The 12,771-nt window shown below is 73.0% G+C and carries 12 protein-coding genes and 1 riboswitch; of the genes, 3 read left to right on the plus strand and 9 right to left on the minus strand.

Annotated elements, in window-relative coordinates; all coding sequences use genetic code 11:
* Positions 1-88: 88 nt before the first annotated feature.
* The 5 genes from aroF to thiO form a co-directional block, all read right to left on the minus strand.
* A complete protein-coding gene (gene aroF, locus EPO13_00875; GenBank protein ID TAK71083.1) occupies positions 89-1,126 on the minus strand; it encodes a 3-deoxy-7-phosphoheptulonate synthase in 1,038 nt (345 codons plus the stop codon).
* Positions 1,127-1,399: 273 nt separating this feature from the next.
* Positions 1,400-3,337 (minus strand): Stk1 family PASTA domain-containing Ser/Thr kinase, encoded by a 1,938-nt coding sequence (gene pknB, locus EPO13_00880; protein ID TAK71084.1) that lies wholly within the window; start codon positions 3,335-3,337, stop codon positions 1,400-1,402.
* A 71-nt stretch (positions 3,338-3,408) separates the two neighbouring features.
* Entirely contained in the window at positions 3,409-4,128 is a 720-nt protein-coding gene (locus EPO13_00885) for a thiazole synthase (GenBank protein TAK71194.1), read from the minus strand.
* Positions 4,129-4,210: 82 nt separating this feature from the next.
* Positions 4,211-4,420, minus strand: a complete 210-nt coding sequence (gene thiS / locus EPO13_00890; protein TAK71085.1) for a sulfur carrier protein ThiS — start codon at positions 4,418-4,420, stop codon at positions 4,211-4,213.
* Complete coding sequence (gene thiO / locus EPO13_00895; protein ID TAK71086.1) at positions 4,417-5,574, minus strand: glycine oxidase ThiO; 1,158 nt, start codon at positions 5,572-5,574, stop codon at positions 4,417-4,419. Before thiO ends, thiS begins: the two co-directional genes overlap by 4 nt.
* Positions 5,562-5,671: riboswitch (TPP riboswitch) on the minus strand. It overlaps the preceding gene by 13 nt.
* Before the next feature lie 24 nt (positions 5,672-5,695).
* Here thiO and EPO13_00900 point away from each other — a divergent pair.
* The 3 genes from EPO13_00900 to EPO13_00910 are packed head-to-tail and all read left to right on the plus strand — an operon-like array spanning position 5,696 to position 7,143.
* Positions 5,696-6,370: a thiamine phosphate synthase gene (locus tag EPO13_00900; protein ID TAK71087.1), complete on the plus strand. Its 675-nt coding sequence runs from the start codon at positions 5,696-5,698 to the stop codon at positions 6,368-6,370.
* A 12-nt stretch (positions 6,371-6,382) separates the two neighbouring features.
* Positions 6,383-6,718, plus strand: coding sequence for a lycopene cyclase domain-containing protein (locus EPO13_00905; protein TAK71088.1), 336 nt, complete (start codon positions 6,383-6,385; stop codon positions 6,716-6,718).
* Complete coding sequence (locus tag EPO13_00910) at positions 6,715-7,143, plus strand: lycopene cyclase domain-containing protein (protein ID TAK71089.1); 429 nt, start codon at positions 6,715-6,717, stop codon at positions 7,141-7,143. The genes EPO13_00905 and EPO13_00910 overlap by 4 nt, the downstream gene beginning before the upstream one ends.
* On the opposite strand, the gene EPO13_00915 is transcribed toward EPO13_00910, so the two are convergent.
* From EPO13_00915 to crtI, 4 genes are all read right to left on the minus strand, one after another.
* A complete protein-coding gene (locus EPO13_00915) occupies positions 7,124-8,077 on the minus strand; it encodes a phytoene/squalene synthase family protein (GenBank protein ID TAK71090.1) in 954 nt (317 codons plus the stop codon). The two genes, EPO13_00910 and EPO13_00915, sit on opposite strands and share 20 nt — an antisense overlap.
* Positions 8,078-8,123: 46 nt before the next feature.
* Entirely contained in the window at positions 8,124-9,563 is a 1,440-nt protein-coding gene (locus EPO13_00920) for a DUF2029 domain-containing protein (GenBank protein ID TAK71091.1), read from the minus strand.
* Positions 9,556-11,115 (minus strand): hypothetical protein, encoded by a 1,560-nt coding sequence (locus EPO13_00925; GenBank protein TAK71092.1) that lies wholly within the window; start codon positions 11,113-11,115, stop codon positions 9,556-9,558. The genes EPO13_00920 and EPO13_00925 overlap by 8 nt, the downstream gene beginning before the upstream one ends.
* Positions 11,116-11,193: 78 nt before the next feature.
* A complete protein-coding gene (gene crtI, locus EPO13_00930; protein ID TAK71093.1) occupies positions 11,194-12,768 on the minus strand; it encodes a phytoene desaturase in 1,575 nt (524 codons plus the stop codon).
* Between the last annotated feature and the right edge of the window lie 3 nt (positions 12,769-12,771).

Raw genomic sequence — 12,771 nt, forward strand, 5'->3', positions numbered from 1 at the left:
GGCACAAGACGGGGCGCCTGCGGCCGGCGGGTCGGCGCCGCCGCAGTTGCGGGGCTGTGCCGTCGCTCGTGCGGCGTCTGCGCTGTCGCTACTGCCCCGTGGCCGGCTTGCGGCCCAGCAGCGGGGCGAACTGGCGTACGGCCTGGGCGAGCGCGCGCAGGTCGCTGTCGATCAACGCCTGCGGGCCGTCGCACCGAGCGCTCTCCGGATGGGGATGGACGTCGACGATGATCCCGTCGGCGCCGACCGCGATCGCCGCTCGCGACAGCGGCACCACCAGATCGCGCCGGCCGCCCGAATGTGACGGGTCGACGACCACCGGCAGGTGCGACAGCCCGTGCGCGACGGCGACCGCGGCGATGTCCAGGGTGTTGCGGGTCGCGGTCTCGAAGGTCCGGATGCCGCGCTCGCACAACACGATGTCGAGATTGCCGCGCTGCGCGATGTACTCGGCGGCCATCAGCCATTCCTCGATCGTCGCGCTCATCCCGCGCTTCAGCATGACCGGCTTGCCGGCATCGCCGACCGCCTGCAGCAGAGCGAAGTTCGCCATGTTGCGGGTCCCGACCTGCAGCATGTCGGCGTGGGCGGCCACGACCTCGACGTCGGCGGCGTCGACGACCTCGGTGACCACGGGAAGCCCGCTGCGGCGGCCGGCCTCGGCCAGGATCGTCAGGCCCTCACGGCCCAGACCCTGGAAGGCGTACGGCGACGTGCGCGGCTTGAACGCGCCGCCCCGCAGCAACGTCGCGCCGGCCGACTGTGCCATCTGCGCGGCCTGCCACGTCTGCTCGGGGGTCTCCACCGCGCAGGGTCCGGCGATCAGGGTGAAGGTGTCCGGTCCGATGGGGACCCGGTTGCCGGCCGGTCCGACGTATACCGTCGACATGTCCGGGTGGTGGTCGCGCGAGACCAGCTTGTACGGCGTGGACACCCGGACGACCTCGGCCACACCGGCGAGTGCCCGCAGATCCACGCCGGACAGCCGGTCGGGATCCCCGACCAGTCCGACGATCGTGCGGGTCTCGCCGCGACTGACGAAGGCGTCGACGCCGGCCGCGCGCACGTGCGCGACGACCGCCTCGACATCGTCCGCGGTGGCGTGCGGCGACATGACGACGACCATGACTACTCCTGGACGGTCGGTCCGGGTCGACCGGTCCGGGCATGGCGCGAGCCCCGGCCGATCGGCTCGGGGCTCGTGGTGGGGGCGGGGTGCCGGGTCAGGCGTGGACTACCCGGCGGCCCGCCCGGACGGTCCCGGGCGCGTCACCATAGGTAAACCACCACGACGCGTGCACGCGCGCAGCGTACGACGCCGACCCGCGAGGCGTCGACCCGGCCGGCGCCCGGTGTCGTCAGGCGCGGTCACCGCGCCCGGGCGGGGAGCCGACGGCGGTCAGACGATGGTGAGGGTGATCGTCGAGCCGGGCGGGACCAGCGTGCCGCCCGCGGGGTCCTGGGACCACACCCGGTCCAGCGGAGTGACCAGTCCCTCGTGCTCGACCACCTTGAAGCCCTTGCCCTCCAAGAGGCTGACCGCACGCTCGCGGGGCATGTCCACGACGTTCGGCACGGGCACCGGCGGTGGGCCCTTGGACACGATGAGGGCGACGCCGCTGTTCTTGTTCAGCGTCGTCCCGATGGCCGGGTCGGTCCCGATGACCGAACCCGCGGCGACGGTGGCCGAGTAGTCCTCGCGGACCTCGCTGACGACCAGGCCGGCCTTCTGCAGCAGCGCCGTGGCGCTGGCCTGGTCCTTGCCGGCGACGTTGGGGACCGGGACCGGCTTCGGCCCCTTGGACACCGTCAGGTTCACCGGCGTCCCGGGTTTGAGAGCCGTGCCCTTGCCCGGGTCGCTGGCGATCACCAATCCGGCCGGCACCGATTCGTCGTACTTCTCGGTGACCTGCCCGGCCTGCAGGTTGGCCGCCGTCAGTGCGGCGGTCGCGTCGGCGACGGACTTGGCGGTGACGTCGGGGACGCCGTAACGCTCCTGGCCGGCCGACAGGGTCACCGACACGGTGTCGCCGGGATGCACCACGCTGCCGCCCGCCGGATCGGTGCGCACCACATGGTCCTTGGCGATCGTCTCGCTGTACTCCTGGCCGGCAACGGCCATGACCAGGCCCAGGTCGGTGAGGGCGGCTTCGGCGGCGTCGCGCGGCTTGTCCAGCAGGCCTGGGACGTCGATCGAGCGCCCGGGGCCGGCCGCGAGCCACCAGCCGCCGTACGACGCGGTAGCGACGAGCAACGCGATCACGACCAGGCCGATGACCATGCCGCCCCATCGCCGGCGGCGGAACGGGGCTGCCGGTTGCCGGACCGGCGGGACCGGGCCACCGGGCTGCGGCTGCGGGCGGCGAGGCTGAGGGGACGTCTGGGTCGCCGTCCGGGTGGTGGCGTGCCCGAGCCCGACCGCGGCAGGGCCGCTCAGGTCGACCACGAGCGTGGTCTGGCCGTCGTCGACGTCCAGCGGGGTCGCCGCCGGCAGCGAGGCGGCGACGGTCCGGACCTGCCGCAGGAACGCCGCCGCGTCGGGGAAGCGCTCGTCTGGGTCGCGCCGCGTCGCGCGGGTCACCAACTCGTCGACCTGCCGCGGCAGGTCCGCACGAACCACCGACGGTGGCGGTACGTCGGCGTGTACGTGCTGGTACGCCACCGCGAGAGGCGTGGCACCGCCGTGGGGGACGGCCCCGGTGACCATCTCGTACAGCAGGATCCCGGCGCCGTACACATCGGATCGGGGATCGGCGATGCCGCGCTCGACCTGTTCCGGCGACAGGTAGGCGACGGTCCCCATCAGGACGCCCTGCGTCGAACTGCTGGTGACCGACGAGACCGCCCGGGCCAGGCCGAAGTCCGCGACCTTGACCTGGCCCCGGTCGGAGATGAGCACGTTCTCCGGCTTGATGTCCCGGTGGACGAAACCGGCGGCGTGGGCGGCGACCAGCGCCTCCAGCACCGGGTCGAGCACGGTCAGCGCCTGTTCTGCGGTGAGCGGCCCATGGGCCCGCAGGACGTCGCGGACCGTCCGGCCGGCGACCAACTCCATGACCAGGTACACCAGGTCGCCGTCGCGGCCCTGGTCGAACACCGCGACCACGTGCGGGTGGGACAGCTGGGCGGCCGCTTTGGCCTCGCGCTGGAACCGGGCGACGAAACCGGGATCCTCGGCCAGGCCGGGGTGCATGACCTTCAACGCCACCGTGCGGTCCAGCCGCAGATCGGTCGCTTCGTAGACGGTCGCCATCCCGCCGCGCGCCAGCCGATGCCGCACCCGGTAGCGACCGTCGACCACGCGGTCGACGAGCGCGTCGCGCGCGGTCGTCTCCATGATGGCGCGAGTCTACGTTCGTCGGCGCCGCGGACCGGGGAGCCGCGACGTGCCGGATCCGCGGCCGTTGCTCACCAGGCGGCGCGGCCCGCCGCCGGGCTGGATGCCCGGGCGTACCGGCGTACCTCGATCCGGCCCGCCCGACGGGCGTCGTAGCCGGCCTGCACCGCCGCGCGCATCGCGCGGGCCATCCGCACCGGGTCGTCGCACCGGGTGACCGCGGAGGCCAGCAGCACGGCGTCGCAGCCGAGTTCCATCGCCTGGGCGGCCTGCGATGCCGTCCCGATGCCCGCGTCGAGCACGACCGGGACGGTGGCCGCCGCGGTGATCAGTTCGATGTTGTGGGGGTTGCGGATCCCCATGCCCGATCCGATCGGCGCTCCCAGCGGCATCACCGCGGCGCAGCCGAGCTGTTCCAGCCGCCGCGCCAGGACCGGGTCGTCGTTGGTGTAGGGCAGGACCACGAAACCGTCACCGACCAGCGTCTCGGCGGCGTCGAGCAGTTCGACCGGATCCGGTAGCAGGGTGTGCTCGTCGGCGACGACTTCGAGTTTCACCCAGTTCGTGCCCAGCGCTTCTCGCGCCAGCCGGGCGGTCAGCACGGCCTCCCCGGCGGTGAAGCAGCCGGCCGTGTTGGGCAGCACGGCGATTCCCAACTCGCGCAGGACAGCCAGCACCGAACCGCGGGACGCGGGGTCGACCCGCCGCATCGCCACGGTGGTCAGCGCCGTACCGGAGGCCTGCAGGGCGTCGCGCAGCAGCGCGAGGTTCGGCGCCCCGCCGGTACCCATGATCAGCCGTGACGCGAGGGGCTGCCCGGCGATGACCAGCGGCTCGGAGTCGGTGGTCACGTCGGTCGATGCTGCGGCGGACTCAACCACCCTGCACCGCCGTGAGGACCTCCACCTCGGCGCCGTCGGTGAGCACCGTGCTCGGCCATTGCGTCCGCGGCACGATGACTCCGTCGACGGCGACGGCCACCCCGGCGCGGGTGGTCGTCAGCGTCGCCACCGCGGCGGCGACCGTCGAGCCGGCAGCCAGCGCCCGGTCGGAACCGTTGAGCCGCACCGTGATGTCGGTCATGCCCGTACTCCTGCGGGGGTGAAGCGCAACGGATCGGTGGCCGCCGCGTCGTCCGGCAAGGTCCCGTCGAGGATCCAGCCGGCCACGGCGTCGGCGGTGGTGGGGGACTGCAGGATCCCGTTGCGGCCGTGCCCGGTCGCCAGGACCAGACCCGGACCGGCCGGGCCGACGAGCGGCACGTGGTCGGGGGTGACCGGACGCAGTCCCGCGCGCGCCTCGACCAGCTGCAGTTCGCCGACGACCGGCAGCACCGCCCGGGCGTCCCGCAGCAGCTGAAAGACCCCGCCGGCGGACACCGTCACGTCCTGGCCCCGCTCGTCGGTCGTCGCGCCGACGACGACCTCGCCGTCGGCTCGGGGGACCAGGTACACCGGGTAGCCGTGGACCAGGGCCCGCAGGGTGTGCGTCAGTACCGGCCCGCTGCTGCCGGTGGTCGCCAGTCGCAGGATCTCGCCGCGGACGGCGCGGACGGGCACGACGACGTCGCGGAGTCCCGGCAGCCCGGCTGCCGCGACGCCGGTGGCCACCACCGTGGTGTCGGCGTACAGCTCCGCTCCAGTCACCAGCCGTACTCCGGTCACGCCCCGCGGCGAGGACAGCACGGTCTCGACCGCCGCCGGCTGCCATCGCACCCCCGCGTCGCGGGCCGCCCGCTGCAAGGCGGCCAGCAGCAGCCGGTTGTGCACGGAGGTGTCGTGCTGCACGAGCAGGGCCGCGCTGATGCCCGGGGCCACCAACGGCTCCAGCGTCCGGGCTTCGCGGGTGGTCAGCGACTGGCTGGGGAGGCGGTAGCGGTCGTGCAGTTGCCGTACCCGTCCGAGTTCGGCGCGGTCGTCGTCGTCGACGGCGACGACGAGCGTGCCGTCGGTGCGGTAGCCGACCGGCAGGCCGCTGGCCGCTTCGACCGCGGGCGCCCAGCTGGCCCAGCGGGCCGCGGACCGAACGGCCAGGTCCAGGCCTCGCTCGTCACCGATGTGGTGCTCGGTGACCGCGGCCAGCATCCCGGCACCGACGTACGAGGTGCCCTGGCCCGGCGCGGGATCCACCACGGTGACTTCCGCGCCGCCGCGGGCCAGCAGCCAGGCGCACGACAGGCCGATCACACCGCCGCCGACGACCAGGACGTCGGCGGATCCGGCGTCGTCGCGGAACACGACGCTCCCTTCGCCGGCATGACCCGGATCAGGTTCGACGGTCAGGGGCGCCAGCCCCTCTCTCAGCCCACTCGGGTGGGCTCCCGTGGTCGCATCAGGGTACGCCGGGCAGGATGACCGGGTGCCCGGCCCCCGCGATCGCGACGAACGGGCCGCCCGACTGGCCGACAGCGTGCTGTACCTGTGCACCGACGCCCGGCAGGCCACCGGCGACCTGCCCGAATTCCTCGACGCCGTGCTGGCCGGGGGCGTCGACATCGTGCAACTGCGGCAGAAGGGCATGGAGGCCCGCGACGAGCTCGCCGCCCTGGCCACGGTCACGGCGGCGTGTTCCCGGCACCAGGCGCTGGTCGCGGTCAACGACCGCGCCGACCTGGCCGTCGCGGCCGCTGCCGACGTGCTGCACCTCGGTCAGGACGACCTGCCGGTGCCGGTGGCACGCCGGATCGTGGGGGAGGCGATGCTCGTCGGGCGGTCGAGCCACGCGTGGCACGAGTCCGCCGAAGCGCTGCGCGAGCCTGCCGTGGACTACGTCGCGGTGGGCCCGTGCTGGCCGACCCCGACCAAGCCCGGCCGGCCCGCCCCGGGGCTGCCGCTGGTACGGCAGGTCGCGGCGGCGGATCCGGCGCGGCCCTGGTTCGCCATCGGCGGCGTCGACGAGTCGACGTTGGGGGCGGTCCTGGACGCCGGGGCGCGGCGGGCCGTCGTCGTCCGCGCCTTGACCGAGGCGGCCGATCCGTACGCGGCGGCCCGCGAGTTGTCCAGCCGGTTGCGCGCCGCGGCCGGCCAGGACTGACCGAGCAGCCGGATGCGCGCGACGTACCTGCTCGTGCTGGCCGGGGTGCTCGCCGCGTCGGTGTGGCTGGAGATCGCGTTGCGGACCCGGGTGCTGCAGCGGTGGCGGCGCCTGCTGCTGGCCGTCGTGCCCGTGGTAGTGGTGTTCGGGGCCTGGGATCTTGCTGCCGTGGCAGCCGGGCACTGGAGTTTCGACGCCGCCCGCATCGTCGGGATCGTGCTGCCCGGCGGGCTGCCGATCGAGGAAGGGCTGTTCTTCCTCGTCGTCCCGACTGCCGCGATCCTCACGTTCGAGGCTGTCCGGTCGGTGCGCGGCTGGTCGGTCGGCGACGAGGACGAGTCCCCGTGACTTACACTGCCGCAGCGGTTATCGCGGTCGTCGCGGTGGCCGCGTTCGACCTCGTGGTGGCCCGGACGCGGCTGCTGCGGCGGCGGGTGTTCTGGGTGTCGTACGCGATCATCTGCTGTTTCCAGCTGATCGTGAACGGTGTGCTCACCGCGACCGGGACAGTGCGTTACGACGGCGCCGCCATCGTCGGTTCGACCAGCCCGGCCGGTCAGCGGCCGCCGTTGCTGGGCGACGGCCGGGTGATGTTCGCGCCCGTCGAGGATCTGCTGTTCGGCTTCGCCTTGATCCTGCTCACGCTGGTGCTCTGGGTTCTCTGGGGCCGTCGCGGTGTGCAGCGCACGCCGTACGCCGGACCGCCGCGGTCCTGGGTCATCCGGGCGCTGGGCGGGCGACGCGCCCGCCCGGTCAGCGACCGGCGGCGCTGACCGCGGGCTGCGGGCCGGTGCCGAACCGCCGCCGGGCCAGGACCGCGTGAAGCCAGGCGGGCAGCGCGACGCCGAGCCGCCGCGACATCGGTACGGCTGCCCGGCGGTCGAAGACCTGGTAGTCGGCCGCTTCGACCGCATCGACGATGCCGCAGTAGAGGATCCGGGCCGCATCGACGCACGGCCGCGACGACGGGTGCAGCATCGCCGCGCCGGGGCGGGCCCGTTCGGCCAGTGCCCGTACCCGGGCGACCTGGTCGCGCAGCGCGGCCCGCAGTTGCGGGGTCACCTGCCGCCGCTGCAGCATCGCGCGGTCCACGCCGTGCGCGGCGAGCTCGTCCAGCGGCAGGTACACCCGACCCCGGTCGAGGTCCTCGCCGACGTCGCGGATGAAGTTCGCCAACTGGAACGCCAACCCGAGGTCCATCGCGTACTCGTAGGCCTCGGGTCGGGTCGGTCCCAGGATCGGGACCAGCTGCAGGCCGATGACCGCGGCCGAGCCGTAGGTGTAGCGGAGCAGGTCCGCGTACGTGTCGTACGACGTCACCGTGAGATCCATCGCCATGGATTCCAGGAACGCCTCGAAATGGGACCGCGGCAGCTCCCACCGCACGACGGTGTCCACGACCGCGCGACGCACGACGTGGTCGGACCAGCCGCGGTCGAGGTCGGCGAAGAACGCGTCGCGCAACCGGGCCAGTCGGGCGGCGCGCTCGGCGACACCGGTGGCGGGGTGCAGCTCGTCGACGATCTCGTCGGCGTACCGGGCGAAACCGTAGAGCGCGTGGACGTACGGGCGCTTGGCCGGTGGCAGCAGCAGCGTCGCCAGGTAGTACGTCTTGCCGTGCGCCAGGTGGAGTCGCCGGCACTGCTCGTAGGAGGCCCGCAGGCGGGGCTCGACGATGCCGGCCGCGTCCAACGCTCGGGTACTCACCGGGCCGATCCTGCCGCCCGGCCGGCGTTCCTGCAGCAGTGCGACGTCAGCGGGAACCGATCGCGTCCGGCTCGTCGGCACCCGCCGGCGCAGCCTGGCCACTGCGGTCGGTGAGCACGACGCTGGCCTGAGTGGCGCCGGCCTGACTGGTGCTGTCCGCAGTGGCACGGCTGCGGCCCGGCCGTCGCGTGCCGACCCAGGCGCGGCCGACGGCGTACCCGACGAGTCCCACCAGGACGAGGTTGCGGACAGCGAGCATCGAGACGCCGAGCGGGTTGGCCCAGTACGGCGTGGTGAGCCACAGGTAGGTGACCGGATAGATGACCTGGGTGAGGATCCCGAGGCCGAACAGCGCCAGGGTCCACCGCCGCGCCGCCACGTCGTGGCGGCTGCTCACCGCGACCAGCGCGACGGCAACCGGGCTGAGCCACAACAGGTACTGCGGGCTGAACACCTTGTTGGTCACGATGAGCAGTCCGATGCCGGCCAGCAGGAACCACCCCACGGTGACCGGCGTCAACGCGCGGCCGATCCGCCAGGCCCGGTACGACAGCACCGCCAGCAGCCCGATCGCCCCGAGCATGGCGAGATTGGCCAGCGCCAGCATCAGCCGGTCGCCGGGTCCGGAGATCTCCATCGACACGTAGTTGCTGAAGTAGGTGTGCCAGCGAGAGGAGTCGGTGACCCAGCCGATCATCAGCGGCAGGGCCGGCACCGACTCGATCTGCAGGCCGCGTTCGCTCTGCCAGGTCAACGGCGACAGCGACCGCGTCAGCCCGGCACCGGCGAGGCAGCCGACGGCGATGACGGCGAGGGTGACCCCGGCGCCGACGAGGACGCGGACCCGGCCGGCCACCCGGGCAGCCAGCATCGGCACCAGGATGATCGGCCAGAGCTTCAGACCGGCTCCGACCACCACCAGGGCCCCGGACCACGCCGGCCGGCGCAGCAGGACCAGCAGGGCGGCGCCGACCAGGACGCCGGTCAGCAGGTCGAAGCGAGTGATCGCCAGTGGCCCGAGCGCCGGACCTGCCAGCAGCCACAACGTGACCGCGGTGGACTGCCGTCGTCCCGCACTGCGGAACAACAGGATCGTGAAGGCGGCGTCGACGGCGAACATGAACGCGATGAACAGGACCAGGTAGACGTTCTCGCTGCCGAACGACACCAGCCACGGCGGTGTCAGCACACCGAGCACCGGCAGCGGATACTCGCGCAGCGTCAGTTCCAGCGAGCCGCCCTCGACCATGCCCGCGACATTGCGGGCGTAGTAGAGGACGTCGTTGATGATCGTCTGCTGTGTGCCGATGAGCAGGCCGAGGACCAGCAGCCGGGTCAGCACCCACTCCAGGGCCACTCGCCGACCCTCGTGGCGGGGGAGCAGTCGCGACGTGAGCACCCGCTGGGCGCCGTCCCAGGTGCGGTCCAGGGCGACCAGCGTGACGCGACCGCCGGCAGTCCTACGGGGCGCTTCGGCGTCAAGCACTGCGGATCACCAATCGCTGCTGTCGGGCCTGGGCGGGACGGTCTTCCGGGAGCAGGCCCGCGGCGAACGACTCGCCGAGGATCAAGGCGCGTTCCCGTGGGCTGGCGAGCACGACGAGGATGACCACGACGACGGCGGCCACGATCGAGACACCGTCGGAGAGGTCGAGCAGGGAGTCGGCGGTGGCGCTGGTCTCGGCGATACCGAAGATCACGAAACAGGCGGTCAGCGCGATCGTGGCGCGCAGCTCGCGGGGCCGTAGGCCCGATGCGGCGAACAGCGGCAGCGCCCACAGCAGATACCACGGCTGCAGCGCGGGACCCAGCAGGGCGACCGTCAGCAGGGCCAGCGCCGCGCCCCGTACCGCCGTACGACCGGCGGGGCGTACCGCGAGGCGGACCAGGATCACCACCGCGGCGGCGATCCCCAGCAGCCGGACGACGGTCACCGCGCCGTCGTTGGTCTCGGTCAGGCCGATCGTGGACAGCAGGTCGCCGCCGAGCATGCCGAGGCTGGTCGACGGCGACAGCCAGGTGCGCACGCTGCCGGGCGTGGTGAGCGCGCCGATCCAGCCCAGGCCGACGCCGGCCACGAGCATCAGGCCGGCGAAGACCCCGGTGGACACGGCCACCGTCTTGGCCCAGGCGAGTATCCGGTGCCGCCACGACGCTCGCGTGCCGGCCCACAGCAGGCCGACGAAGGGCAGCGCGATCAGCGCGATCGGCTTGACCGCAGCGGCACAGGTCACCAGGACGACGCCGGCCGGAGCGCGGCCCTCCGCGGCCAGCGCGAGACCCGCGACGAGCAGCGCGACCATGAGTGCGTCGTTGTGCGCCCCGGCCACGAAATGCATGATCACCAACGGGTTGAGCACGCCCAGCCACAGTGCCTTGCCCGGATCGATACCGCCGGCGAAGGCCAGCCGCGGCAGGTAGTAGGCCAGCAGCGCGACGCCGGCGACGGCCACCAGCCGGAACACCAGCCCGCCGAGGTAGGCGTCGTCGCCGACGAACCGGGCTACGCCCCGTTCGACGAGCAGGAAGGCCGGCCCGTACGGCGTCGGGGCCTCGCCCCACATCGGGTCGACGCCGTCGCTGAACCACCCCGGGACCTGCGCGACGCCGGCGCTGTACGGGTCCAGGCCGCCGACCATGAGCTTGCCCTGCACGTAGTACGAGTAGACGTCACGGCTGAACAGCGGCGGTACCAGGACCAGCGGGGCGCACCAGGCGGCGAGCACCGCGGTGAGCCGGCGTACATCCTGCCGGGGGCCGGTCAGCAGGTCGTAGCCGACGACCAGCCAGGACTGCAGCAGCATCGCGACGCCGACCACGACCATCACCCGCGACAGCAGCGTCCCGGGTCCGGAGGTGCGCAGGACGTCGACGGCGGGGTTGTCGACCAGGTCGGTCGTCAGCGGCAGCCAGCCCACCCCGAATGCGCCGACGGCGATCAGGCACGTGGCGAGCATCCCGGGCAGGGCGTACCGCAGCAGGAAGGACAGCCACGGCTCGTCGAGGGCCGGTTCGTCAGGACGCGCGGCCGGCTGCACGAGCGGATCCTACCTTCGCGACCGCGTCCCGGCTCTGTCTCGGTTGTGTCTCATGTCACGAGGCGTCGCAGTGTCACGTCAGCGCGTGACGGGTGGTGCCGGCTCCTCGACCGCACGTGGCCGGGCGCGCAGCGGTGACCGCGCGCTAGCTCGGCGGGGCCGGGGGCGGGAACCGACCACCCCGCTCGGGCCGATGATGCGTTCGGCGGCCAGCCGGCCGCTGATGACCACCATCGGCACCCCCACCCCGGGGACGGTGCCGGATCCGGCCAGCACGACGTTGTCGCCCCACAGGTTCGGTGGCCGGAACGGGCCGGTCTGCCAGAACGTGTGGGCCGCGGCGAACGGCGTACCCCGCTCGAAACCCTGCCGTTCCCAGTCCCACGGCGTCACGGTCCGCTCGACGTCGATGGCGTCGCCGAACCCGACATAGCCGCGGGCCTCCAGCACGGCGAGCAACTCCTCGCGGTAGCGGGGTCCGGTTGCCGCCCAGTCGATGTCGGCATCGAGGTTGGGGGCCGGTGCCAGCACGTAGTAGATCTGGTGCCCGGCGGGGGCCAGGGCCGGATCCGACCGGGTCGGATTGCTCACCAGGAAACTCGGGTCCGCCATCAGCCGGCCGCGCTTGATGACGTCGTCGAAGACGCCGCGCCACTGGCGGCCGAAATGAAGATTGTGGTGCGCGGTCCGGGAGTACGTCGCGGTCGATCCGGCCAGCAGCAGGACACACGACGGGGAGTAGCGCAGCCGGCGGACCCGGGCAGGGGTGTGGCCGAGCAGATCGCGGTAGGCCACCGGCAGGTCGGCGTTGAGGACGATCACGTCCAGCGGCACGCGCTCACCGGCCGCGGTGTGGACGGCGACCGCGCGGCCGGAGCGGCTCTCGACGCGGACGACCTCGGTGTCGTACCGGATGTCGACGCCGTGGCGAGTGGCCGCGGCGGCCATCGCCTCGCCCACCGCGTGCATGCCGCCGACCGGGAAGTACACGCCGGCCACCGAGTCCATGTAGGCGATGACCGCGTACAGCGCGGCCGCGTCGTACGGCGACAGCCCGGCGTACATCGACTGGAACGACATGATCCGTTGGGTGCGTGGATCTTTCAGGTACTGCGCGACCTTGCCGGCCAGCCGGCGGAAGCCGCCCGCGGCGACCAGCGGTGCCAGCTGCGGACGCAGCAGGTCCCAGGGCGAGTCGACGTTGCGGTCGATGAACGCGTCCATCTCCAGGCGGTACAGCCGGTGCAGGAAGGCCACGTAGCGGCGGTAGCCGGCTGCCTCGTCCGGGCTGATGACGGTCGCCACCTGCTCGGCCATCGCGTCGAGGTCGGTATAGACGTCCAGCTGCGTGCCGTCGGCGAAGAATGCCCGGTAGAGCGGATCCACCGGCCGAAGGTCCAGCCAGTCGGTCAGTTCCTCACCGACACAGGCGAAAGCGTCGGCGATGAGGTCGGGCATGGTCAGCACGGTGGGCCCGGTGTCGATGCGATAGCCGCCCGGCGCCCACAGCCCGGCGCGTCCCCCCGGGACGCTGCTGCGTTCCAGTACCGTCACCTGCCGGCCGGCCCCGGCCAGCCGCAGTGCCGCCGACAGGCCGCCGAGTCCCGCGCCGACGATGACGACCCGGTCGGTCGGGCCGGTGACCGTGCGCATCGG

The organism is Actinomycetota bacterium (genome assembly GCA_004297305.1).
Lineage (GTDB): Bacteria > Actinomycetota > Actinomycetes > S36-B12 > FW305-bin1 > FW305-bin1.

What these genes read in the sequence shown, in the direction of transcription:
- aroF (TAK71083.1), bottom strand. Translation starts at nt 1,126, where the DNA reads ATGGTCGTCGTCATGTCGCCGCACGCCACCGCGGACGATGTCGAGGCG.
- pknB (TAK71084.1), bottom strand. Translation starts at nt 3,337, where the DNA reads ATGGAGACGACCGCGCGCGACGCGCTCGTCGACCGCGTGGTCGACGGT.
- crtI (TAK71093.1), bottom strand. Translation starts at nt 12,768, where the DNA reads ATGCGCACGGTCACCGGCCCGACCGACCGGGTCGTCATCGTCGGCGCG.
- EPO13_00885 (TAK71194.1), bottom strand. Translation starts at nt 4,128, where the DNA reads ATGGGTACCGGCGGGGCGCCGAACCTCGCGCTGCTGCGCGACGCCCTG.
- EPO13_00905 (TAK71088.1), top strand. Translation starts at nt 6,383, where the DNA reads ATGCGCGCGACGTACCTGCTCGTGCTGGCCGGGGTGCTCGCCGCGTCG.
- thiS (TAK71085.1), bottom strand. Translation starts at nt 4,420, where the DNA reads ATGACCGACATCACGGTGCGGCTCAACGGTTCCGACCGGGCGCTGGCT.